Below are 24,289 nucleotides of genomic sequence, written 5' to 3' on the forward strand. Positions count from 1 at the left end.
CATGGCATGACAAGTTTTAAGCGATTTTAACCATCCATGCGGGCATTGCCTCCTCGCAATGACAGTTGGATGTTCAAGCAACAAAAATCTATACTTAATTAAAAATGCTATATGAAAAGTAACTTATATTTAAATAATTTTAATGTTTGGGATTTAACATACGAAAATGATATTGAAGGAGTTAATAGCCTTAACGAAGCGGAGGGGTGTCAAGGTGATTATATAGGACCTCATTATATAGGGCATCGAAAGCGGGTAAAACAACGTCTTATTAATGCCGGCGGAGCATCGGGGTTTTCTGATTATGAGTTACTAGAACTGATATTATTTTCTGCTATCCCTCGCAAAGACGTAAAACCTTTAGCAAAAAAATTGTTGGAAAAATTTAAAAATCTTACTAATTTAATTAGTCTTGATAAAGATAAATTACTCAGTATAAGCGGTACAAATGAAAATTTATACGTTAATTTTGCGGTAATGCGTGAGTTAATAAATAGGATATTAAAACAGAGAATAACGAATAAAAATATTATCGGGTCATGGGGAGCTTTAGTTGATTATTTGAAAGTTACAATGAGTAGTATACCGCTAGAGCAGTTCCGCGTATTATTCTTGAATAAAAAAAATATTTTAATTGCCGATGAAGTTTTAAGCCAAGGTACCATTGACCAGGCAGCAATATATCCGCGGGAAATAATAAAACGAGCGTTATTTAACGAAGCGAGCGCGATTATATTAGTTCATAATCATCCAAGCGGTAGCCCGCAGCCTTCAAAGGCCGATATTGATACGACCCGTAAAATAGTAGAAACTTGCCATACCGTAAATATATCGGTACACGATCACGTTATTATAGCTAATAATGATTATTTTAGCTTCAAATCTAATATGTTATTATGACTTATATAAATAGCTATATGTTATTATTTATTTGTTCGATGGTAGCGACGAGTTTACTGACTAGGTTATTGATTCGCTATCTTTCTTCTTTGGGAGTGGTGGACGTGCCAAGCAACCGCCGCTCACACGATAAAGTAACGCCGCGCGGGGGAGGGCTTGCTATCGTAATTGTCGTAACTATAGCTTTTAGTCTGTTTGAATATTTAACTACCGATGCGCTTATTACTTCAATAAAACTTATCCCACTGTTATTTGTTATTGCGGCAGTGTCATTTTGGGATGATTTAAAACCGATATCCGCCTTTATTCGGTTAATAGTTCATTTAATTTGCTCTGCTTTTGCTGTTTTCTTTTTTTTATTGCCGGTAGTGTCGCTTGATTACGACCTATCTTTATATATAATTTTTACCTTAGCGGTTATTGCTTTAAGCGGTTTCACAAATATTTATAATTTTATGGACGGCATAGACGGTATTAGTTGCATGCAGTCAATTCATCTATCAATTACGATGTTACTGTTATGCTATTTACAATCTTATGCAATCGCAAATCTATATTTTATAGTTACTTTAAGCACTATTATACTCGGCTGCTGTTCCGGTTTTTTGATATTTAATTGGCATCCGGCTAAGGTGTTTTTAGGGGATATCGGCAGTATTAGTCTTGGCTTTTTAACAGGTCTTTGTTTGCTTTTACTTAGCTCTTCCGGCATCCATTTGTTTATCGCTTGTTTTATTGCGGTATTATATTATATTGCCGACGGAGGTCTCACTATCTTAATTAGGCTTATTAATAAAGAAAAAATTTGGCAACCTCATTTAAAACATTTTTTTCAAAAAGCGGTACAAAACGGTAAAACCCATAAGCAAGTAGTAAGCAGCGTTGCTATTTGTAATATATTCTTAATGATATTGTCCGTGACTTCTTTATATTACCCTATTATATCTATTATGCTTGCTTTGGCGGTAATGTTACTAACTTTAGTTAAGTTGTTAAAATGAAACCTATTAAAGATAATCTAGATTTAATTCTTAGACGAGTTTTAAATAAGCAACATCCGCTACTTGCCGAAATTGTGATTAATTGGCACAAAATTGTCGGCAGCGCAGTTAATGCTAAAGCGCGTCCTTTAAAAATAACCTCAGGCATGCATAAAGGACAGAAAACAAATATACTTCATGTACAAATAGAGAATTCTGCAGTCCATCCGGAAATTGCTTTTCAGCAAGAAATAATATTAGAGCGCATTGCAATTTACTTAGGTTTCAAAGCAATACATAGTTTACGGATAATGGTCTATAAAAGCTCGAAATAATATTCTAAAACTCGTCTCGGAATAAAAGCTTTAGTTTAAGAAAGGAGTTTTTAGTAGACCTCTCTGATGTCATTCTAGCTAAAGGCGGAGCCTTGTTGCATGGCTAATAATTTACCGTATTATGGTTATTATAAGTACGGTGTCATACCGAGGCCCCTCCCCACTACTGTACGAACGTTTAAATAAAGAGGTAAAAATTCTGTCATTCCGTGGCTACGACCACTTCAGTCCAGCTTATAATATCATAAAAAGATTCTAAAATAAGTCTAATATGGCTTTATTTTCCTGGATGCCGTGATCAAGTCACGGCATGACACAGCCTTTTTTCAGCGTTCGTACAGTAGTGGGTCAAGCCACGGCATGACACCGAAACACTTTGCAAAAATTTGATCCATGCAACAATGCCTATGTTGCCTCGCAATGACGATCCCTTAAGTTGACACCCATGGATCCACGCAGATATTGCCTCCTCTTAATTCTTCATTTCTTCAAACAACAACATAATAATATAGTATATTAATAAAATTTAATAGTTATATAAAAGCAACAGATATTTTTATTAACCTCCAAAGGTTTATTTTTCTCAATAATTTATATAGACATAACAAAATCATCGCTATATATTACTGCATCTTAACGTAATTTTAATAAAATATAAAAAATTCTTAATAAATTGATTTAAGGTGTAATCTCATGAACAACTCTCGGAAAATTCTTAATAAAATATTTAAAACAGGCTTAGTAACAGCTTCTAGCCTTACTTTACTAATGAATAGCGGAGCATTTGCAGCGGCAGGGGGAGCGCCGGCACAGGCTGCTGCTAGGAAGGCTAAAGAAAATGGAACGAAAGAGGATGTGAGGCCAAGATCGGACCACAGGACGATAAGCCTTGAAACGGGTAAAGGTTTAACAGGTAAAGGTGTAATTAGCAAAGATGGAAAATTCGTTGACGGTTCCACATTACAATTAAACAATATAAAGGCTGAGATTTATACCGGTAATCAATCAAATATACGTGCGCTTGATTTACACGATCAAAAAGCTACTCTTAATGTGGAAGGATATATTAAGTTAGGCTCCGTGGTTAATACAGCAGGAGGAGACAAAAAGCTTCAAGTCATAATTAATGATGCACAAGCTTTAACTTTAACCGGTACCGGCACAGACGATAATTTAAAATTTTTCTCCGATGCTAAAGCAATGCCTAATAGCTATGCTGCTCTGGGCAGTATAACTTTAGGAGATCAATCGAAGTTAATTATAGATTCTCTTGTGGATAATAAAGAAAATATAACATTATACGGTACTATAAACGGTGGTGGTACATTAATTATTAATACACCGGCAGAATTTACTAATAGCGCAGAATTTACTAATAGCATCGGCAATAAACTAGACAATGAACTAGGTAATCAATATTCCTTAAATGCAATAAATATTAACGCAACTACAGCTATATTTAAGGGTGCAGAAATTAAAGCTAGTAAGATTAACCTAACTGCTGAGTCAGTTTTTAATATTAGCAATAGAGGCGTAGCAGTGGTAACCGGTGATATAGATAATATTAGTACACAAGAGGGTAAGGGGCAATTAATTATAACGGGAGCAAATAGTCGAATAGTCGGAAATATAGGAGTCACAAATTCACTGCAAGCGATAAGTATGGGGGAAGGTATAACTACTTTGCAAGGTCAAGTAATTAAAGCTGGGTCAGTTGTTTTTCTTGCTAATAATTCTAGTTTATCCCTTGACCGTCAAGGAACAAAATTGACCGGTAATATATGCTTCGACGGCTTTGATGCTAAGCTTTATGTCGCTGATGATATATTAATAAAGGGTAATATAACAAACTATAATAAGGAAGTAGTAGGTGAAATTAACTTTCTAGGCAGCGGAGTAGTTCAAGGAAATACAGGTCAAGGTGAGACATTAAAAAATATTAACATTCAAGGTGGCGATACAAAAATAGTCGAATTGCAGGGAGATGTTGCCACGAAAAATTTGAATTTTGTTCCTGCTAATGGTATTGCCGCCGGTACCGTGCAAATAGGCGGTGATTTAACGGCAGAAAACGTTATATTTTCTAACGGTAATGTTCAAGGCGGTATATTAGAATTTAACGGACAAAATAAAAAAGGCTATGTTTTTAGTGCTAAGGTAGAAAACGGGGGTAACGGTATGCTTAAAGTTAATACTTACAAACTTACGGCAAATGATGTAACTATCGGTGATATCAAAACAATTGATATTCAAGAAGCTAAAACATTTATAATAAATGCCGATCGTGAAGATATTACTTTACTGAAGGGTGGCAACGAAATTAATTTTGTAGGAGTGAATTCTAGATTAATATTTAGAAGTAAAAATAATGCAACTATAAACTTAGCTGCTGATTTACCGGCTTTTGCTAACGGCGGCGGTAAATTAGTTTTTATAGGCGATAATAATAACACATTTTTAACTATTAATAGTGATACTCCCGGTGAAAATAGAAAGATTGGAGAGGTCAACGGTAATAAATTAGCAGAACTAACTGTTGTTAATAATGTTATTGTAACTGACTTAATAGACATAAGCGGCACCCGGCAGCTTAATATTATAGGTAAAGCCAAATTTGTTGATCAAGGAGCAACATCCGCTAAGATTCCGCAAATAAATATCGGGGCGGCATTTCCTCTGACTAAATCTCCGAAGGGTCATGCTATCTACGCGCTTGATGCAAAAAACGGTGATTTTGGTATTTTAACAGATGGTAATACTATCAATTTTATGCATGAAGATGCAGCATTTATGTTACGAAATTCAGCTGCCGATGATAGAATTATAACGCTCGCTAATACTCTTGATACGGGATATAATAATTTTGGTCAAGTTGTAATAAATTCCGTAGAAGCCGGTAAGACATTAACTATTGCTAGTGCCGACAACAATATTAATATTACCCTTGGTACCGAGGAACACAAATTAAAAAAATTAATTTTTACAGGTGCAGGAAGCATTGATATAGATCCTGATATTTTTGCTACCATATCTTTCGGAGGAAATACAGAGGTAAGACAGCAGGGTAATATCAACGGTAATGTAAATTTCCAAAACCGCGATGCAACTATAACTTTAGCTGACGGTAAAAACATTACCGGTGATGTTTTTGGGGGTGCTAATGGTACTATAGAGTTTTTAGGCGACGGCAAGATTAAAGGCGAGATCGAACGTCTTAAAATGTTAAAGGTCGGTAAAGGAAACGTATCGCTCCAAGAAGGCGAGGATTATATAATCAACGAGATTCAGGGAACCGGTACCAAGATGTTAACCTTACCGGAAAAATTTATTCTAATCGGCGCTATTAACTCAACCGGCGGCGAGCCTTTAAAATTAAACTTTATCAATGGCGGTAGTGTCAGCGATGTTGTCGGGACAGAGGTAAATCCAGTCGGCGACATTACAACAAACGGTGTGACAAGTTTTGATAGTGCCATTAATAGTAACGGTAATATTACATTATCAAAAGGCTCGACGACAGAATTTGTCGGTAATATAACCGCAATGAATGTAATAGCTGACGATGCTATTATAAAGGTTACTAATGGCCTTGCTTTTAATAGTAGTTTAACCGGTAGCGGTGCCACGATTAGTTTAGGCATTTCGCAAATAACCTATACAGGGCAGGCTAATTTTTCAGATCAGTTAACTATTTTAGCAAATTATGATGTAGTAAAGAAAGACGGCGGTAACATATTAATTACAGCCGGCAGTAAAATAGACTTATCGCAAGTAACGGATTTACAAATTAATTTTACTGCTCCTGATATAGATATTAACGAAATAGATAAAAATATTAAACATACGCTAATATCTTCAGAAGACGATCACGGGCTAGTGCTGCCTGCCGATAAAATTAATATTACCGTCAGCGGTGAACAAAATCGTTTTGTTAAATGGTCGATAGATGAGTCATCACTGACTGTATCGGCTGCTGATATCTCTAAAGAAGTATTAAAGAAAGAGGCGAAAGAAACTTCCGATCCGATAGTGAAAGAAGTTATAGAAGCATTACTTAGCGGTGGTAATAATGATAAAGATGTAGTAGAAAAACATCAATATAGTCCTGCGGTCGGTGGAGTTGTAAATCAATTAGGTCGTGTTGATAAAGATAAGACACCGGAAATAATAAAACCTCTGATCCAAAATAAGATCAATCCATCGACTGTTGTTCGTATACATACAAAAGTAAATAATATAGTGAACGCTACCCTAAATACGAGAATGAATAATTTTGTAGCAGAAGCGGCAGGTGATGAAACGGAAACAAAGCTTGGCGTATGGGTGAGTCCTTTTATCGGTAATAGCGAGCAGAAAATAAAAGGCGACGTGAATGATTATAAAGCAAAATCAAGAGGTGCTACCCTAGGGTTTGATGGTTTTGTAACCGACGATTTGTTACTCGGTACATCTTATACTAGAGTTTATACGATAATGAAGCATAAAAACGATAAGCTCGGTGATGAAAGTAGAGTTAAGAGCGATATTTACTCTTTATACGGATTATATGATTTACCGAATAGTAATTTATTCTTTAGCGGTATTGCCTTATATAGTAATAGTTTAGTTAAAAATTATTCGCAACGTCCGATGATATTGGCGGGCGGAGTAATGAGTTATCAAACGGCGATCGGCAAACATAGATCGCATTCTTATACCGGACAGATTTTGGCAGGATATGATTATTTGTCTTCCCAAGCAGTAAACTTAAAACCGATAATAGGTATTAGATATTCTAAATTTAGAGATGCTAGCTATCTTGAGACAGGTACTTCGTTCCAAAATTTAACGGTTAAAGGAGCAACTTCCGACTTAGTTGAAGGAATAGTTGGTTTTAGAGCTTCTAAAAACATCAATACCGGTCATATGATCCTAACTCCGGAATTATATAGTTTTGTTCATCGTCATTTTAAAGATAAATCACAGCTCGTTGATGCAAGGTTACCCGGCATGACAAATCCGTTCCCGAACAGTAAAATTAACCAGGCTAAAATTAGCTTTAATGTTGGGGGCGGTGTGACTGCTAAATATAAAATGATGGAGTATGGTATTAATTACAATGCTAACATTGCAAATAAATATCTTGCCCAACAAGGTAGCTTAAAAGTTAGGGTGAATTTCTAATCTTAAAGTCATTATAAATCTTTTTCTTTATATTGACCTCTTATTTGTTATATCATATTTTAGACTTACAATTGCGAGGAGGCAATGCCCGCGTGGATAGTTAAAACGTTCTCGATGTCATTCCTAGCTCAAGGCGGGAATCTAGAAAAAATACTTAAAATAAACAATTATATAAAAATTTACTATATAATTCGCTTAAATATTTTCTGGATTCCCGCCTGCGCGGGAAGGCATTGTTGCGTGGATCAAAAATTGCTATATTTCGGGTATTTTTTAAAAGTACCGCGCTGTCATGCCGTGGCTTGACCACGGCATCCAGTTAGGCTTTTTAATTTTTTCTGGATACCGTGGTCAAGCCCACTACTGTACGAACGTTTAAATAAAGAGGTAAAAATTCTGTCATTCCGTGGCTACGACCACGGAATCCAGCTTATAATATCATAAAAAGATTCTAAAATAAGTCTAATATGGCTTTATTTTCCTGGATGCCGTGATCAAGTCACGGCATGACACAGCCTTTTTTCAACGTTCGTACAGTAGTGGGTCAAGCCACGGTATGACAATTTTAAGCGATTTTAACCATCTACGCAACAATGCCGCGCGGGGAATGACATCAAAAATTTGAGCCATGCAACAACGCCGTATCTATGCGGGAATGACCTTGTCGGGTAAATAAATGTCAAAAAAAATAGCTATTATTCTTTTCAATTTAGGCGGACCGGATAGTTTAAAATCGGTAAAACCGTTTTTATTTAATTTATTTTACGATAAGGCAATTATTAACCTGCCGAACCCTTGGCGTTTTGTCATCGCTAAAATAATTTCTATCACGAGAAATAAAAAATCTCAAAAAATCTATTCGTTAATCGGTAATAAGTCGCCTTTACTAGCTGAAACGGAAGCGCAGAAATTAGCCTTAACTAAGGAACTGCAAAAAACTATAAAAGAAGATTTTAGTATTTTTATAGCTATGCGTTATTTTTCACCGACATCAACGGAAGTAATTAAGCAAATAGAAAAATATGCGCCGTCAGAGATAATTTTATTACCGTTATATCCACAATTTTCAGCTACTACTACCGGCTCGTCGGTTAAAGATTTTATAAATAATTTCAACGGCAATATTCCGATAAAAACGATTTGTTGTTACCCAAGGCAAGCAGATTTCATAAAAGCGCATGTTTCATTAATCAAAAAATATTTAGCAGATAAAGATAATTGTCGTATAATATTTTCGGCACATGGCTTGCCGGAAAAAATAATAACGGCAGGCGATCCTTATCAATGGCAAATAGAGGAAACCGTAAGGTTGGTAGTAAAGGAGTTAAATATCGATAATTTGGATTATAAAGTAACTTATCAAAGCAAAGTAGGACCGGTAGAGTGGTTAAAACCCAATACCGAAGATGAAATAGAGATAGCCGGAACGGTAAAAAAAAATTTAATAATAGTGCCTATTGCTTTCGTCTCCGAACATGTTGAAACTTTAGTAGAGCTTGATATAGAATATAAATTAATTGCAGATAAATACGGAATCGCTTATACTCGCATACCGACACTTAGAGTAAATAAAATTTTTATTAATGGCTTAGCAAAAATAGTATTAGGATTAATTAATATTAAAGCTGATGAAAAAGGTAATAATTTAATAGTAAGTGCTGAAGGTAAAAGAATATGTCCCCCCAAATTTACAATGTGTTTGTGTAAGAAATAATATTAGAAGAAAGAGCAAGAAAGAAGGAAACGGTCATTGCGAGGGGGCGTTGTTGCATGGATCGAAAATTGCCATGAAAAGGGCGTCATTCCCGCGTAGGCGGGAATCCAGAAAGTTAAAAAGTTAATATGAGCAAATTAAATAGTAATTTATTATATAATTTTACTTATTTTAAGTATTTCTCTGGATTCCCGCCTGCGCGGGAATGACACCGAGGGCGTTTTTAACCATCCATGCAACAACACCATTGCCTCCTCGCAATGACCGTTTCAGTCTTGCCGATATTCTTCTTTTACCGATAATTATAAAAGATTTAAATAGGAAAAATGGCAAATTATTATCTATGGTTTAAAGCAATTCATCTAATATCCGCGATATGCTGGATGCTAGGGTTGTTATATTTACCACGTATGTATGTTTATCATACTAAGGTAAAAATCGGCGGGGAAGCCGATAAAATGCTGCAAGTGATGGAATTAAAGTTAATGCGGATTATCATGAATCCGACCATGATCAGCACCTTTATTTTCGGTATCATAAATGCTTATATTTACGGAATAGTTGCGTTAGGTGTTTGGTTTCATGTTAAAATGCTAGCAGTTGTAATTTTAGTTATTTTTCATGGGTTACTTGCCAGATGGCGTAAAGATTTTGCAACCGGCAAAAACACCCATTCCGAAAAATTTTATCGTCTTGTTAACGAGATTCCCACAGTTTGTATGGTTGTAGCCGTCACTATGGTCATAGTGAAGCCGTTTGAGTAGAGTTCTATCCAAAACTCTACTTGTGGGGGTAATTTATACGTCGATCCGGGGCTTGATCCCGGCATCCGGAAAATAAAGCCTTAAATAAATTCAGGATGACTTTTTTGTTTTTTCTGGATTCCCGCTTTTAGCTAGAATGACATACTGCTACTTTTATCAGCCGTCGTAGCCACGGAATGACAACCTACCTTAAAATCATCACCTTTCCTTCTCAACTTTGTTGCAAATTTACAGTTCGTTAAATTTTTATCAGATGCCTAACTAGTTATTTATTCAACTTATAAGACAAAAATGCTTTTATATTTTGATTGATCAAAATAAATAAATAATCAATTTATAAGGCATAGATTAGTTATGTTACCTAACAATAACAATAACAGCAACAGCAACAGCAACAGCAACAATAATAATAACGACAGCAGCAATAGTTTGTTAAATAGTATTATTATTAACCTCTCTACTAGTCTTTTTGGTAGCAGTTCCCCACCGCAAAATCGTTCTACTGATTTGGATTCTTCTGCTTTGACAAAGATATTAAGGAAGTATTATTCTATTCCCGGTTCTTTGAACAAGCTATCAACCATATTAACGGAATATTATTCCGAGAAGATAAATAGAAAAAAAATATTAGAATTAAATAAAAAAAATTTATCAGAATTAAAAGAGCGAGTAAAATTAGATGAAAAAGAATTATCGGAATTAAATGCACTATCAGAATTAGATGAAAAAGAATTATTGAAATTAAAAAAAGAACTATCAGCATTTAGTTTGAGACACATATTAGAAACTAAGAGTCTTAATAAAGAATTATGTCGTGAAGATGATAAGGATCCAATGCGTTTTGTTTATTCCCCTAAGACCCCATTTCCTAAGCCTGATATTGAAAAAGCAATAAATCAAAAAGAACGGTCGGAAATTATCCTAAAATGGGCTCACGATCACGCAACAGCTATAGATGCAAAAATTATCCTAGAATGGATTGAAAAAAACGTAAAGTGGCGTGATGACATAAAGTGGTTAGAGGATGGAGAAGTATTACCTTCTATTTATCCTTTACTTAATATTAATGTCCTAAGTATTGCTAATACTTTTTTTAATGATGATCATATTTTAAAGTTAGCAAACTGGCTTAGAAATAATACCACAATTATAGATTTGAGGTTAACAAGCATCGGTTTAGATAATAAGAAAGCAATAACTTTAGCGGAAATATTTAGGACTAATAAAACAATAAAAACGGTTGAGCTTAGAGATAACGGCCACCTAACAGAAGAAGGGATAAAAACTTTATTAAAAATAAGAGAATTTAACAAATCAGTAGAAGGGATTTTTATTGGTGGGGGACCAACAGGAGTCAATATTTTTAAAGCAGCCGTTGAAAAAGAGCGGATAGAATATATGGGAGATAAAGAACTTTCAGACAAATTAGAAATATTAAATTCACAAGAGCCGGAAAATAGCCCGGTTAAAACAATATTAAATTCAATGATCCGTGGAGGTAATGAAATAAAAGGAAATTATGAAAAGTTTTCGATGCTTTTTGGAGGAGAACGTGCCGGTAAAAGTATCTTTGCTAGCTTTCTAACAGGAAAACAATTAGTAATATTGAATGATGAATCTGCCGGGGCTTTTAAAATAGTTGATCTCCAAGCAAGGGAGGATAATTTTGGTCCCATTAAAACTCCAACTAAATTTACGGGGGGAGATATAATTATTGAGTGTCCGGGGATCGGAGATACCGGAGTAAAAAGTATCGAGCATATAATTACTGCTCAGTATTATATTTGGCAAACATTTAATAATGCAATTAAGCCGCAATTAAAGTTATGTAAGTTTTTACTTACTATTGATGATTCACCTAATAGGAATGATATTATTATTACTACTTTAATTAAGCAGTTTGCCGAGATTTTTAAAGATGAAAATGAAAATATTTGGCGGGAGAATATTAAAAAATTAGAAAATAGCGTATCGTTAACGGTAACTCATGCGGATGAAAAAAGAGAAGAGAAACATATACAAACTATCCTTGACAGGTATATAAGAAACAATGAAAAAGAATATCATAAAGATATAGGAACATTTTTAAAAAAATCCGTGAATATTTTTCGTAAGCCGACTGATAATAACAACCCAATCTCCAACTTAGTAAATACGAAGAATTTAAAATTAGATTTTGTTGCAACTAAAGAAGGTGATTCATATCTAACAATTATCCCCGGATCATTAGAATTAGTAAAACAATTACATCAGCAAACATGTAATAATATTTTTATAATAGGCAAAATTATATTAAATTTTTTTAATAGTAACTTTGCAAACTTAACTGATCCTTATAAATCTTCATATTCACTTAATTTACATCACCCATTAGAGGAAACGGCATTTTCTATATATTCGCCTCTTTTAACTTCATGCTTGCCTCCTAAGCCTATTTTACATGAAAATCATGAAGATGTGGGGGATAAATCTTATTTTCCGGCGTTAAAGGAAATAATACAGCTCAGAGAAGTAGCTGGTATAAATAATGGATTTATAAACAGTGTGAATATTTTAATTCTATACTTAACAATTATAAGAGATTTTTTCGGAAAAGAAAAAATTCATGAAAAAAGTGATGCAGAAATATTAGAATTTAAAAATCAAATGAATAACTATATTCACATTTTAGAGCAGCAAGCCAATTTTTTAATATTTTTTGAAAAGTTAGGCAATGGAAAGTTGGGCGACATCGACATAATAAACTCGACAAATTTATTTAAGAAAATATCTGGGGGCAGAGATACTGATATAACTATCGAGATTCGTGAGACTATAGAGGAAATGCTTATTCCGGCCATTAAATGTATTAAGCTAAAGCCGCATCACCCCGTAGAGTATTATCAGGAAGCCTTGCATTGGATAGCAAAATATCGGGAGCTTACAAATGACGCGCTTACAAATGACGCGCGTGGGAAAATAGTCAAGAAGGAAAGTAAAATCCACTATAAAATAGGATTAATATACGTTAAAGATGCAGACGAGGCTAGTAAGCGGAAGGAAATTATAGAACAGGTAGAAAAAGATTTAAGTCAGGTAGGATTAGGCTTAGGCTTAGAGAATGTGGTTAGGGATAAAAAAAATATACAGGAGCTAGAACAATCTTTAAATCAGATGATGAAATTAAGTTTGGAAGAGCTGATTGAGAAGAAGAAATTAATGGAATTAATGGAAAAACATTATGGAAGTCTAATAGAATTAAGGTTAGGAAATATAGAGATGATGGATAAGATGATTATGGATAAAGAAAATATAGAAGGAATAGAAAGAGACTTAAATGAAAAGGGATTAAGTTTAGTGAATGTGATTAAGCAGAAGGAAGTTATAGAGAGGACAGAACAAGCTTTAAATCAGATGGGATTAAGTTTAGAGGATATAATTAGGGATAAAAATCTAAATATAGACCGGATAAATAAATATTGGAGTGAGGCAGGATTAAAGTTTGGGCTCTCTATCAACTATTATCCTGAGCGTGATAAAGCATACAAAGCATTATGTGATTTATTGTGTAAATTAAAAAATGAAGATGCACTAAACTATGCGATAAAATATTATAAGCTTATTAATAATGATACAGGAGTAAAGGAGGCCTTTTCACTCTTAGAAGGATTATTCCAAAATAACCTTAACAATTTAAAAGCATCATTAGAAAAGCATTGTAATATTTTAGCACATTCCTTTAATAATAAAGGCATAATAGCTAGTGGAGATGAAATAGAAAGACTTGCTGCTGAATGTAAAAAAATAGCCCTTAAAATAATAGACCTTAAAATACGTCAAGGTGACTATGAAGTTGAGAAGGGTGAAACCCAACCCGGTAGAAAGGATTATCAGATAGCAACAGAATTAGCGGCTGAGGAAAGTGATGAGGGAAAACTAAGTGATATAAGATTCAAAAAGCATAACAGTCATCAAGTAGATATAGAAGCAGGCAAACAAGATAATAGATTTATTAAAGCAAGCTATGAAAAAATAAAAACAGCCAAGGATTGGGATCCTTCAAAAATTAATAAAGAATTACTTAAAACAGACTTACAAATAATCGATAATATAATAAAAGAATATTTTCCTTATAACGATGCTGCTGAAAACCCTCCGCCTGGCAACAATAATTTAGCCGGCAATGGCAATCCGCCGGCCCCTTTAGCTGCTGTCGAAAATCCGCAGTTAGGAGGTAATAATGCAAATGCTGTTGTTGAAAATCGGCAGCTAGGAGGTGATAATGCAAATGCTGTTGTCGAAAATCGGCAGCTAGGAGGTGATAATGCAAATGCTGTTGTCGAAAATCGGCAGCAAGGAGGTGATAATGCAAATGCTGTTGTCGAAAATCCGCAGCAAGGAGGTGATAATGCAAATGCTGTTGTCGAAAATCCGCAGCAAGGAGGTGATAATGCAAATGCTGTTGTCGAAAATCCGCAGTTAGGAGGTGATAATGCAAATGCTGTTGTCGAAAATCCGCAGCAAGGAGGTGATAATGCAAATGCTGTTGTCGAAAATCCGCAGCAAGGAGGTGATAATGCAAATGCTGTTGTCGAAAATCCGCAGCAAGGAGGTGATAATGCAAATGCTGTTGTCGAAAATCCGCAGCAAGGAGGTGATAATGCAAATGCTGTTGTTGAAAATCCGCAGCAAGGAGGTGATAATGCAAATGCTGTTGTCGAAAATCCGCAGTTAGGAGGTGATAATGCAAATGCTGTTGCTGCTGAAAATCCACCGCCGGTCAACAATAATTTAGATGTTAACGGTAATCCACTTGCTCCTTTTTATGTTGGTGAAATAGAGATAAGGGAAGGCGATGATGTGGAGCTAGTAGGGCAGCCGTAGTTAATCCTAACTAGCTGTTTAGGCAACAAATATTCAATTATTTCAGGTCATGCTTTCAGGCAATATTGACACGAATTTAGGATAAGAACTTATCCTTATTTCTATCAGTATTAGGATAAGATTTTTTGAAAATCTTATCCTAAACCGGCGTTATTGGGGATTAATTTTTTGAGCTAGTCGGTCAAAATAAATAATCAATTTATAAGGCTATAGTTATGTTTGGGTTTAGTTATTTTTTCTCGTCACAAAAGCGACCTACTATTCCTCCTTTGAAAACAATATTAGAGAAGTATTTTTCTACTCATCCGGGTGAAGGAGAACCCTTAGAATTTAATTTCACGAAAATATTAGATGAACCGTTAAGTGAATATTTTACTGCTATAAATAAAGAGAAACCTAAAGAATTTGAAATATTACACGATGAACGTCCTGAGGTTGCAGTAGTTATTGATCCGATACATAATAAAAATGATATTTTATTTGTTAATGTAAGTGCTATTTTAGAATGGATTGAAGATAATGCAAAGTGGATAGATGATATAAGGTGGGTGAGTAAGGGGATAGAAAGTTGCCAAATATTGCCTCTCTCTTTATTTAATATTTATAAGCTTGATCTTAGTGGGATATCTTTTGATTGTGATAATATTTTAAGGTTAGCAAACTGGCTGAGAAATAATAAAACAGTTTTACAGCTAAATTTAACAAGAACCGATTTAAATGATAAGAAGATAATAACTTTAGCAGATATATTTAATATTAACAAAACTATGAAAATAGTACATCTCGGAGATAACAAAGGGATAAAAGAGGAAGGGGTAAAAACTTTATTAGAAATAAGGAATTTTAACGAATCAGTAACAGATATTTATGTATCACTAACAACTATTTTTGCTAGTTGGGAAAATAGAGCTTGGAATATTTTTGATTGTAAAGACAAAGCCCTAGAATACCTCGAAGATGAAGAGCTTAACCAAAAATTAACACATTTAAGAAATATAAAACTTGCCGGAGATTTTCCTAGGCTAGACTTCACAAAACCGCAAGGACTAATTCCTGAAAATGATAATATTTTTATAATAGGCAAAATTATATTAAATTTTTTTAATAGTAACTTTGCAAACTTAACTAATCCTTATAAGTCTTTATATCATCTTGACTTACATCACAAATTGGAGACAACAGCATTTTCTAAATATGAGCCTCTTTTAAAAGATTGCTTTTCTATGCCTATTTTATATGGAAATAATGAGGCTGTAGGTGAAAAATCTTATTTTCCGGCGTTAAAGGAAATAATAAAGCTTAGAGAGGTAAGTATTGCTAAGGATAATAAAGATGAAGTGAATATTTTAATTCAATATTTAAAGGTTATAAAAGGTTTTTTTGGTAATGAAAAAAATCAAATGGATAATTATATCCACATTTTAGAGCAGCAAGCCGATTTTCTAAAAATTTTTGAAAAATTAGCCGAAAGAGTGCCGGTAAATCCATTTGAGAAAATAGTAGAAGATATTAGGCTTACTATAGAAAAAATGCTTATCCCGGCCATTAAATGTATTAAGCTAAAGCCGTATCATCCCTTAGAGTATTATCAAGAAGCCTTGCATTGGATAGCAAAATATCAGAAGCTTACAAATATAAATGAGGGGGGAATAAAAAAGAATTTAAGTGAAGCCCATTATAATATAGGGTTAAGAAACGTTGAAAAAGCAGAGAAGATGGTTAATTCGGAAGAGCAAGAGCAAAAAAATAAATATTTAAAGGAGGCGGCATTAAGTTTTTACAACTCTATCCACGATAATTGTGAGTTTTTTAAAATATATAAAGCATTAGGTAATTTATTATGTAAATTAAAAAATGGAGAGGCACTAGTCGATGCAATAAAATATTATGACGCCATTGATTATGAGACGGGAGTAGAGAATTGCTTTTTACTCTTAGAAGAATTAACAGAAAATAATAACAATAAAATAAATATACTCCTTAAAATATTCCAAGGTTATCATGCAGCCCATGCAGTTCAGAAAGGGCAAACCCAATTCGCTAGACAGCATTATCAGAAGGCAAAAGATTTAACAGCGATTGAAAAAAATAATAAAACAGAACAAAATGATATAGAATTACAAATTTTGACCACTAAGCAATTAGATATAAAAGTCCGCGAACCGGATAATAGCTTTGTTAAAGCAAGCTATGAAGACTTTAGAACCCCTAAGGATTGGAATTCTGGAAAAATTACCCTTAGAAAATTAGAAACACCCGCAATAATAGAAAAATATTTTCCTTGTAAAGATGATGATCGGCAAGTTGGTGGCATTGGGGAGCGAGTCGATGATTCGGACGCTGCTGAAAATCCTCAGCCGGCCCCTTTAAATATAAATAACCCCTTACCATACCAAGGCGGTCAGCAATGGGCCTGGTTAGATGTTAATACAATTCAAGAAAAGATAGATGAAGCCGTAATTTTAAATAATAATGATGATGAAATTTTTTATGAATTTTATGAAGTAGAACATTTAGGATAGACTAATGATTAACTATACAGCGGCGTTTATTATCTTGAGTTATTTGTAGGTTAATCCTAACTAGGGATTTAGGGAGTAAATGCTCAATTATTTCAGGCCATTCTATTAGGCATAAATTGCCCTGCAAGGCATCTTCTATACCGAGTTCATAAATTTCTGCCGGTGATTTTAATCGGTAAAGATCAAAGTGATAGATCGTAAAATTTGTCGCTTGATAAGTTTGGAGAATATTGAAAGTCGGGCTAATAATTTCGGTATTAGAACCGCAAAAATATTTAATAATTTCCCTGCATAGAAAGGTTTTGCCGGAACCGAGATCACCGGTAAATAGCACAACGCTACCTGCACTTAATTTTTGAGCTAAAATTTTAGCAAAATTTTTAGACTCTTCTTCGTTATTTAGTAATGTTTCGTGGTTTAGCATAATGGAGTTGTTGTATGGATTAGGAGTTTCTCAAAGAAGATGTTATTCTCGTTACTTCCTATGTCATTCCCGCCTGCGCGGGGCGTTGTTGCATGGCTACCAGAATCGTCATTGCGAGGAGGCATTTATGCCGACGTGGCAATCAAGTATAAACATATTTTTATACTAAACTTGTTTAGTATTCTAATTAAATCCCTCATTACATTCGGGATAGCCTGGATTGCCGCAGCCACTTCGTGGCTTCGCAATGACGGGTTTTTTATTAATTTTCGAGCCATGCAACAACGCCCCTGCGCGGGAATCCAGAAAAAACAAAAAAGTCATCCTGAATTTATTTCAGGATCTACTAAAAGGATGCTGAAACAAGTTCAGCATGACAAAGCTAGAAAGCCTGGATTCCGCACCTAAAGCAGGAATGACATACTGCTGCTTTTATCGATCCACGCAACAGTACTGACGTTTGAGTAGCTTTACCTCTACGCTACCAGCTTCTCACGCAATACTTCTACTAATTTATTAATTGCCTCGGCGGGGTTTATATTTTCAAGAATAGCCAGCTCACCGGCGAGTCTATTTAATGCAGATTCGTAAAGGGTTCTTTCACTGTAAGAACGATCATTATCGACATTTTTGTGGAGATCACGCAATACTTCGGCAACAGCAACAATATTTCCGGAGTTAATTTTACTTTCATATTCTTGTGCTCTTCTACTCCACATTCTATTGCCTTGTTTAGCTTTACCTTGCAGGGTGGAATATATTACATCGAGATCTTTTTTGCTTGCAACCGCTCTAAGACCGACAACGACCGCTCTGCTAACAGGAACTTTTAGCGTCATTTTATCTTGCGGGAAAGAAATTACGTAAACTTTAATTTCCGTACCGGCTAAAGTATGAAATTCTATATTTATTATTTCTCCTACTCCGTGAGCCGGGTATACAATTCTTTGTCCTATTTTAAACTCAGATTGCGTTGACATATTTTTAATTCCTCCGTAAAATATTTAGACTATCCTAGGTAAATGGCTAAAACTTAGTATAGCACATTTTACTATAGTTAGAAAGAACTAAGTTTTACTATTATAATGCGGCTTCCGAAGGTATTTACAAGATATCGGTGCTAACAAAGAAAAAATTAATTTTATACAGAAGTTTATTTATTATTGTAATTACATTAATAAAATCCTATTGTGTTTTATTAATAATGTAAGGTTAAATAGTCTGATTTAGTCAAACATTTCGGATGTTAAGTCCGTGTAGGTGAGAAGACGTTGTTGCGTGGATACTAGAATCGTCATTGCAACAACGCCTAACAATACCGATTTGCATTAACTAAAACTAATATTAATTAAAAAATAAATATCATGTATAATATTTTTATTGCGATAATATTTTTATTGTTTTTAAGCTCTTGTTCTGAAGACAAAGTAAAAGATCAAGAGGAAAAACCGGAGCAAGTCGTAACAGAAAATAACGACGCCCTATTAGAAGAAACAGAAAATCCTACCGGCACCGAGTCTATAACCGTGCAAACTAACTTAGAAGAAAACCGGGCGGAAACGGTTGTGCCTGAAGAAAATATTAATCAAGATTCGGCGGTGCAAGAGCAAGATAAGCAAAAAAATGAAACGGTAACAAATTCTAGCGCTGCCTTGATAGAATCTTCCGTAACTTTTAACGTAGGCAAAAACGATATCGTTCTTGGAAATAAAGAATCAAAAGTGGTTATGGTAGAATATTTTTCTCCTACTTGCCCGCATTGTGCTTATTACCACACGGCAGCTTTTCCGGAAATTAAGAAAAAATATATTGATACTAATAAAATAGCTTATGTTATTCGGGAATTTATTAGTAATAAACAAGATTTGGATGCAGCAATTTTAGCTCGTTGCAAAGGTGATATAGATAGCTTTTTACAATTTCATAAAGTAATATTAGAGCAGCAAGATAAATGGGCATATAGTAATAAATATCGTGACCTGTTAACAAATATCGGGCAAATAGGCGGTATTTCTCCTGAAGTCTATCAACAATGTTTAAGTAACGATAAAATTACGGAGATATTGCTTGCTAATACTAATTTTGTAGCAAAAGCTCCAAAATTTATCGGTACCCCGTCATTTTTTGTTAACGGTGTGCAGATTGAGCAAGGATATACTATTAATAATATTTCGGTGGCTATAGATAAAGCTTTAGAGAAAGATGAAGTTAAAATTTAGTGACCTAGGAAATAGCGGTCAAAAAATTAATGGATCAGGAAAAATTAAAAAATATTCAAAAAAGAATAAAAGAATTTAAAGCAACAGAGAATTCTAATTTAAAGTCAAAGCAAGAAATTAATGCATTTACTATAGGCGTAGATTTAGTTGCCGGAACAATGGTCGGCGTGTTTATCGGCATAACGATCGATAAATTATTTAATTCCAAACCGTTATTTCTTATATTATGTATGATAATAGGAATTATTGCCGGCTTTAATATAATTCGGCAAAAATTAAAAATAACCAATAAAAGATGACGCACAGTCCTTTAGTCCAATTTAACGTAAAAAAGTTGATCGAAATCCAATTGTCGGGTATCGATATTAGTTTTACCAATTCAAGCGGCTATATGCTATTAGCCGTTATTTTAGCTTTGACTTATTTTTACGTAGCTTTACAAAAAAAACAAGTAATTCCTTCAAGGCTGCAGGCAAGTGCTGAAATGATCTATAATTTGGTTACCGGTATGCTAAGTCAGAATGTCGGAGCAAAGGGGCGTAAATTCATCCCGTTAATTTTCAGTTTATTTATATTTATTTTATTTTGCAATTTGCTAGGTATGATTCCCTACGGGTTTACCGTTACTAGCCATATCTCAATAACTTTTGTCTTGGCAATTATGGTTTTTTTAACGGTAACAATTGTCGGTTTTTATAATTACGGTCTGCATTTTTTGACCGTTTTTTTACCGCGTGGAACTCCCTTATGGCTTGCTCCCTTAATGATAATAATTGAATTATTTACTTATCTTGCAAGACCGCTAAGTTTATCATTGCGACTTGCCGCTAATATGATGGCCGGACATATCCTATTAAAGGTAATAGCCGGCTTTACGGTTTCCCTAATGATTTACTTGAAATTTATCCCGATACCTCTTATAGTTGTGCTAATCGGGTTTGAAATTTTTGTTGCAGTGCTTCAAGCTTATATTTTTACTATTCTTTCTTGTGTGTATCTTAATGATGCTATTAATTTACACTAATATATAGCTTCAATCATTAAGGTCTATACACTAAATTTTGCAAGACTCGCTTGTGCTCACGTACTAGTTGACGGCTAGCGCAAGCTCGCTCTGAAATTTAATGTCTATACCTTAATGCTTTTTGCTATACTTCACATATATCAAGTTCTGAAATTATGGTATAATATTTATTTAATTAAAGTTGGAAATTTCTATGGATATGATCTCTTTAAAATATATAGGTGTCGGGTTTATGGCTATCGGTATGTTTGGAGCGGCACTCGGTGTGAGTAATATATTTAGCTCACTACTAAGTTCGATAGCTCGAAACCCTTCGGCTTCCGAACAACTCCAAAGAATGGCATTAATCGGTGCCGGACTTGCGGAAGCGATGGGACTGTTTTCTTTCGTGATTGCTATGCTACTGATATTTTCTTGATATATAATTGTTACGTGGATACCAAAACGTCATTGCGAGGAGGGGCGTAGTCCCGACGTGGCAATCTAGTTGAATATATTAGAATATTAAACAAGTTTAGTATTCTAATTAAATCCCTCATTGATAGCCTAGATTGCCACAGCCACTTTGTGGCTTCGCAATGACGGATTTCACTTAAAACCAATCCTTCATTTACGAGCAACACATGCCGCAATTTGATCTTACTAACTATTATTCACAAATTTTTTGGCTAATTGTTACTTTCAGTTTGCTATATATTGTTGCTTATAAGTTTATAGTGCCTGTTGCTGAGAAAATTTTAAATAATAGACAAACAAATATTCAAGATAATGTAGAGCAAGCGGACAAATTAACGCTAGAAGCTGAAGAATTAAATAAGCATTATAATGAAGAATTAACTAAGATATCAGACGATATAGCATATCTGAAAAAAGAGGCTATAAATTCCTTGGAAGCTGCTTTTTTGGTAAAAAAAACTAATATGGAAAAAGAGTTAAAACAGCAGATAAAACAAAATCTTGAAGATATAAATATAGCAAATAAAGTCTTTTGGTCTAATGAAAACGACGCCGTGGCAAGTTTAGCTGCTAATATAATTAAAAAAATTACCGGTAAGCAAGCTGATATAAATTTACTAAAGAAAAAATAATATATGCATTTTCTAGATGAAAGCTTTTGGCTTGCGATTAGTTTTATACTTTTTTTATATTTACTTTACCGACCGATAAAAAAAGTGATTTTGAACTCCTTAGATGCAAAAATTTTAGAAGTTCAGGAAAAAGTTTTAAAAGCCGAAAAGCTAAAAGATGATGCTGTTTTGTTATTTGAGCAAACTAGGAAACAACTAGAAATATTAGAAGTTTTACGTAATCAAATGCTGCAAGAAGGGCAAAAACATACCGAAGAAATAGTTAAAGAAAAAAATAAGGAAATTGAAGAATTTTTAGAACGTAAAAAAATAGAAGTTGTTAAGTTAATCGAAAATCAGAAAAACCAAGCAAGTCAAACTTTACAAATCGAATTTTGTGACCAAGTAATAGAATTAGTTTTAGCTTATTTTCAATCATCAAAAAGTACCGACTTTTTAGATAGTGATATTGCTAAAAATCTAATGAATAATCAAATTAAAAATCCCGATAATAAATATAATTAGTTATTGATGTTGTTGCAGAGACATAAGTTTAGCATCTTTGATTAACTTCTAATATGTCATTCTAGCTAAAGGCGTATGGGTGTCAACTTAAGTGATAAAGGTCTATAAAGTCCGTCATTGCGAGGAGCCGTAGGCGACGTAGCAATCCAGGTATGCTAAACTTGCCGTCTTATAAACTTTTTTGGCATTCTAATTTAAATCCCTCATTACATTCGAGATAGCCTGGATTGCCGCGTCGGCACTTTGTGCCTCCTCGCAATGACGTTTGGGGTATCCACGCAAGAACCTATCCGGTGTTGTTGCATGGATGGTTAAAAACGTTTTCGGTGTCATTCTAGCTAAAAGCGGGAATGACATACGGCACTTTTTCGAGCCATGCAACAACGCCTAAAACTACACGCCATGACGCTCTACAATCAAACTTTTTATTTCTGCAATGGCTTTAGCGGGGTTTAAGCCTTTCGGGCAGGTTTTTGTACAATTCATAATTGTATGACAGCGGTAAAGTTTAAACGGGTCTTCTAAATCGTCAAGTCGCTCACCGGTATGATCGTCTCTAGAATCAGCAATCCATCTATAAGCTTGGAGTAGAATAGCCGGACCTAAATATTTATCGCCGTTCCACCAATAGCTAGGGCAAGCAGTAGAGCAACAGGCGCATAATATACATTCATATAAGCCGTCAAGTTTCTCTCGTTCTTTCAGAGATTGTAACCGTTCGCTATTGGAAGGAGGCGGGCTATCAGCTTTAAGCCACGGTTCTATAGATTCATATTGGGCATAAAAATGCGACATGTCCGCCACTAAATCTTTAACCACTTTCATATGAGGAAGCGGATAGATCTTAATATCACCTGATATGTCTTCTATCGGCTTGATGCAAGCTAAAGTATTGGTCCCGTCTATATTCATAGCGCAACTGCCGCAAATTCCTTCTCGACAAGAACGCCTAAATGTTAAAGTAGAATCTATTTCATTTTTGATTTTTATTAAGATATCTAAAACCATCGGACCGGTTTTGGTTAAATCTATCTCATAACTGTCCATACTCGGATTCTGACCTGAATCCGGATCGTATCGGTAAATTTTAACTGTGCGCGGCTGTTTTGCCGTAGCAGTTGCTTTATGCACTTTGCCGCCTCGTACAACAGAATTCGGCGGTAATCTTAACTCTGCCATAATTACCTTTTAAATATAGATTTATTCGTGTGGATAGTCAACGCCCTCGATGTCATTCTAGCTAAAGGCGGGCGTTGTTGCATGGCTCGAAAATTAATAAAAAACTCGTCATTGCGAAGCCACGAAGTGGCTGCGGCAATCCAGGCTATCCCGAATGTAATGAGGGATTTAATTAGAATACTAAACAAGTTTAGTATAAAAATATGTTTAACTGGATTGCCACGTCGGCATAAATGCCTCCTCGCAATGACGATTCCGGTAGCCATGCAACAACGCCCTAAAGGCGGGAATCTAGACAAAATAGTCATCCTGAATTTATTTCAGGATCTACTATTTAAGAGATGCTGAAACAAGTTCAGCATGACAAAGGAAAGTCTGGATTCCCGCCTTTAGCTAGAATGACATCGAAAATTCGAGCTATGCAACAACACCCATGGCATTATTGCGTGAATACCGGAAGCGTCATTGAGCGACCAAAAGCCTTGTTGCATGGCTCGAAAATTAATAAAAAAACTCGTCATTGCGAGGAGGCACAAAGTACCGACGTGGCAATCCAGGCTATCCCGAATGTAATGAGGGATTTAAATTAGAATGCCAAAAAATTTATATA

The 24,289-nt window shown here is 34.7% G+C and carries 29 protein-coding genes; 20 read left to right on the forward strand and 9 right to left on the reverse strand.

Annotated features, from left to right (window positions below):
• Positions 1-111: 111 nt before the first annotated feature.
• The 5 genes from radC (at position 112) to AAGD64_RS00600 (ending at position 7,378) form a co-directional block, all read left to right on the forward strand.
• Entirely contained in the window at positions 112-900 is a 789-nt protein-coding gene (gene radC, locus AAGD64_RS00580; RefSeq protein WP_253308183.1) for a RadC family protein, read from the forward strand.
• Positions 897-1,901, forward strand: a complete 1,005-nt coding sequence (locus AAGD64_RS00585) for a glycosyltransferase family 4 protein (protein WP_341793480.1) — start codon at positions 897-899, stop codon at positions 1,899-1,901. The genes radC and AAGD64_RS00585 overlap by 4 nt, the downstream gene beginning before the upstream one ends.
• The gene (locus tag AAGD64_RS00590) at positions 1,898-2,215 is read left to right on the forward strand and encodes a DUF721 domain-containing protein (RefSeq protein WP_341793481.1); all 318 of its coding nucleotides are present in this window, start codon (positions 1,898-1,900) and stop codon (positions 2,213-2,215) included. Before AAGD64_RS00585 ends, AAGD64_RS00590 begins: the two co-directional genes overlap by 4 nt.
• A gap of 121 nt (positions 2,216-2,336) precedes the next feature.
• Entirely contained in the window at positions 2,337-2,474 is a 138-nt protein-coding gene (locus tag AAGD64_RS00595) for a hypothetical protein (protein WP_341793482.1), read from the forward strand.
• A gap of 434 nt (positions 2,475-2,908) precedes the next feature.
• Complete coding sequence (locus AAGD64_RS00600) at positions 2,909-7,378, forward strand: autotransporter outer membrane beta-barrel domain-containing protein (protein ID WP_341793483.1); 4,470 nt, start codon at positions 2,909-2,911, stop codon at positions 7,376-7,378.
• Between the two features lie 154 nt (positions 7,379-7,532).
• Here the strand turns inward: AAGD64_RS00600 and AAGD64_RS00605 are convergent, their stop codons facing one another.
• Positions 7,533-7,688, reverse strand: coding sequence for a hypothetical protein (locus tag AAGD64_RS00605; RefSeq protein ID WP_341793484.1), 156 nt, complete (start codon positions 7,686-7,688; stop codon positions 7,533-7,535).
• Positions 7,689-7,868: 180 nt separating this feature from the next.
• Between AAGD64_RS00605 and AAGD64_RS00610 the strand changes: the two genes are divergently transcribed.
• From AAGD64_RS00610 to AAGD64_RS00620, 3 genes are read left to right on the forward strand one after another with little or no spacing between them, the layout of a single operon-like run.
• Positions 7,869-8,003 (forward strand): hypothetical protein, encoded by a 135-nt coding sequence (locus AAGD64_RS00610; RefSeq protein WP_341793485.1) that lies wholly within the window; start codon positions 7,869-7,871, stop codon positions 8,001-8,003.
• Between the two features lie 51 nt (positions 8,004-8,054).
• Positions 8,055-9,092 (forward strand): ferrochelatase, encoded by a 1,038-nt coding sequence (gene hemH, locus AAGD64_RS00615; protein WP_341793486.1) that lies wholly within the window; start codon positions 8,055-8,057, stop codon positions 9,090-9,092.
• Complete coding sequence (locus AAGD64_RS00620; protein WP_341793487.1) at positions 9,034-9,219, forward strand: hypothetical protein; 186 nt, start codon at positions 9,034-9,036, stop codon at positions 9,217-9,219. Before hemH ends, AAGD64_RS00620 begins: the two co-directional genes overlap by 59 nt.
• A gap of 44 nt (positions 9,220-9,263) precedes the next feature.
• Here the strand turns inward: AAGD64_RS00620 and AAGD64_RS00625 are convergent, their stop codons facing one another.
• Complete coding sequence (locus AAGD64_RS00625; protein WP_341793488.1) at positions 9,264-9,425, reverse strand: hypothetical protein; 162 nt, start codon at positions 9,423-9,425, stop codon at positions 9,264-9,266.
• Here AAGD64_RS00625 and hemJ point away from each other — a divergent pair.
• From hemJ to AAGD64_RS00640, 3 genes are all read left to right on the forward strand, one after another.
• Positions 9,419-9,856, forward strand: coding sequence for a protoporphyrinogen oxidase HemJ (hemJ, locus tag AAGD64_RS00630; RefSeq protein ID WP_341793489.1), 438 nt, complete (start codon positions 9,419-9,421; stop codon positions 9,854-9,856). The two genes, AAGD64_RS00625 and hemJ, sit on opposite strands and share 7 nt — an antisense overlap.
• 354 nt (positions 9,857-10,210) lie before the next feature.
• The gene (locus AAGD64_RS00635; protein ID WP_341793490.1) at positions 10,211-14,719 is read left to right on the forward strand and encodes a hypothetical protein; all 4,509 of its coding nucleotides are present in this window, start codon (positions 10,211-10,213) and stop codon (positions 14,717-14,719) included.
• A 215-nt stretch (positions 14,720-14,934) separates the two neighbouring features.
• A complete protein-coding gene (locus tag AAGD64_RS00640; protein WP_341793491.1) occupies positions 14,935-17,241 on the forward strand; it encodes a hypothetical protein in 2,307 nt (768 codons plus the stop codon).
• Position 17,242: 1 nt separating this feature from the next.
• Here the strand turns inward: AAGD64_RS00640 and tsaE are convergent, their stop codons facing one another.
• Genes tsaE through AAGD64_RS00655 form a run of 3 tightly spaced genes read right to left on the reverse strand, consistent with a single transcriptional unit; the run spans position 17,243 to position 17,943 of the window.
• Positions 17,243-17,665, reverse strand: coding sequence for a tRNA (adenosine(37)-N6)-threonylcarbamoyltransferase complex ATPase subunit type 1 TsaE (tsaE, locus tag AAGD64_RS00645; RefSeq protein WP_253308175.1), 423 nt, complete (start codon positions 17,663-17,665; stop codon positions 17,243-17,245).
• Positions 17,659-17,790, reverse strand: a complete 132-nt coding sequence (locus AAGD64_RS00650; RefSeq protein ID WP_341793492.1) for a hypothetical protein — start codon at positions 17,788-17,790, stop codon at positions 17,659-17,661. Before AAGD64_RS00650 ends, tsaE begins: the two co-directional genes overlap by 7 nt.
• The gene (locus AAGD64_RS00655; protein WP_341793493.1) at positions 17,791-17,943 is read right to left on the reverse strand and encodes a hypothetical protein; all 153 of its coding nucleotides are present in this window, start codon (positions 17,941-17,943) and stop codon (positions 17,791-17,793) included.
• Between AAGD64_RS00655 and AAGD64_RS00660 the strand changes: the two genes are divergently transcribed.
• A complete protein-coding gene (locus tag AAGD64_RS00660; protein ID WP_341793494.1) occupies positions 17,942-18,073 on the forward strand; it encodes a hypothetical protein in 132 nt (43 codons plus the stop codon). The genes AAGD64_RS00655 and AAGD64_RS00660 overlap by 2 nt on opposite strands.
• Positions 18,074-18,141: 68 nt before the next feature.
• Here the strand turns inward: AAGD64_RS00660 and AAGD64_RS00665 are convergent, their stop codons facing one another.
• On the reverse strand, positions 18,142-18,645 hold the full coding sequence (locus AAGD64_RS00665) for a CarD family transcriptional regulator (protein ID WP_253308174.1): 504 nt from the start codon (positions 18,643-18,645) through the stop codon (positions 18,142-18,144).
• Between the two features lie 384 nt (positions 18,646-19,029).
• Between AAGD64_RS00665 and AAGD64_RS00670 the strand changes: the two genes are divergently transcribed.
• From AAGD64_RS00670 to AAGD64_RS00685, 4 genes are all read left to right on the forward strand, one after another.
• Complete coding sequence (locus tag AAGD64_RS00670; protein ID WP_253308173.1) at positions 19,030-19,884, forward strand: DsbA family protein; 855 nt, start codon at positions 19,030-19,032, stop codon at positions 19,882-19,884.
• Between the two features lie 29 nt (positions 19,885-19,913).
• Entirely contained in the window at positions 19,914-20,183 is a 270-nt protein-coding gene (locus tag AAGD64_RS00675) for an AtpZ/AtpI family protein (protein ID WP_253308172.1), read from the forward strand.
• Positions 20,180-20,908, forward strand: a complete 729-nt coding sequence (locus AAGD64_RS00680) for a F0F1 ATP synthase subunit A (protein WP_341793495.1) — start codon at positions 20,180-20,182, stop codon at positions 20,906-20,908. The genes AAGD64_RS00675 and AAGD64_RS00680 overlap by 4 nt, the downstream gene beginning before the upstream one ends.
• 193 nt (positions 20,909-21,101) lie before the next feature.
• Entirely contained in the window at positions 21,102-21,326 is a 225-nt protein-coding gene (locus AAGD64_RS00685; RefSeq protein ID WP_253308170.1) for a F0F1 ATP synthase subunit C, read from the forward strand.
• A 10-nt stretch (positions 21,327-21,336) separates the two neighbouring features.
• On the opposite strand, the gene AAGD64_RS00690 is transcribed toward AAGD64_RS00685, so the two are convergent.
• Positions 21,337-21,510 carry a hypothetical protein gene (locus AAGD64_RS00690; RefSeq protein WP_341793496.1) on the reverse strand — a complete coding sequence of 58 codons (174 nt, stop codon included), beginning with the start codon at positions 21,508-21,510 and terminating at the stop codon, positions 21,337-21,339.
• A gap of 21 nt (positions 21,511-21,531) precedes the next feature.
• Between AAGD64_RS00690 and AAGD64_RS00695 the strand changes: the two genes are divergently transcribed.
• Positions 21,532-21,996, forward strand: a complete 465-nt coding sequence (locus AAGD64_RS00695) for an ATP F0F1 synthase subunit B' (RefSeq protein WP_341793497.1) — start codon at positions 21,532-21,534, stop codon at positions 21,994-21,996.
• Positions 21,997-21,999: 3 nt separating this feature from the next.
• Entirely contained in the window at positions 22,000-22,500 is a 501-nt protein-coding gene (locus tag AAGD64_RS00700) for an ATP F0F1 synthase subunit B (RefSeq protein ID WP_253308168.1), read from the forward strand.
• 189 nt (positions 22,501-22,689) lie between these two features.
• Here AAGD64_RS00700 and AAGD64_RS00705 read toward each other — a convergent pair whose 3' ends face one another.
• Together AAGD64_RS00705 and AAGD64_RS00710 are read right to left on the reverse strand one after the other, a co-directional pair.
• Positions 22,690-22,881, reverse strand: a complete 192-nt coding sequence (locus tag AAGD64_RS00705) for a hypothetical protein (protein ID WP_341793498.1) — start codon at positions 22,879-22,881, stop codon at positions 22,690-22,692.
• Positions 22,882-22,893: 12 nt separating this feature from the next.
• Positions 22,894-23,679 (reverse strand): succinate dehydrogenase iron-sulfur subunit, encoded by a 786-nt coding sequence (locus AAGD64_RS00710; protein WP_253308167.1) that lies wholly within the window; start codon positions 23,677-23,679, stop codon positions 22,894-22,896.
• A 27-nt stretch (positions 23,680-23,706) separates the two neighbouring features.
• On the opposite strand from AAGD64_RS00710, the gene AAGD64_RS00715 reads away from it, so the two are divergent.
• Together AAGD64_RS00715 and AAGD64_RS00720 are read left to right on the forward strand one after the other, a co-directional pair.
• Entirely contained in the window at positions 23,707-24,027 is a 321-nt protein-coding gene (locus tag AAGD64_RS00715; protein ID WP_341793499.1) for a hypothetical protein, read from the forward strand.
• Positions 24,021-24,269, forward strand: coding sequence for a hypothetical protein (locus tag AAGD64_RS00720; protein ID WP_341793500.1), 249 nt, complete (start codon positions 24,021-24,023; stop codon positions 24,267-24,269). The genes AAGD64_RS00715 and AAGD64_RS00720 overlap by 7 nt, the downstream gene beginning before the upstream one ends.
• The last annotated feature ends 20 nt before the right edge of the window (positions 24,270-24,289 follow it).

This window comes from Rickettsia endosymbiont of Ceutorhynchus obstrictus (assembly GCF_964026565.1).
In the GTDB taxonomy this organism is placed as follows: Bacteria; Pseudomonadota; Alphaproteobacteria; order Rickettsiales; family Rickettsiaceae; genus Rickettsia.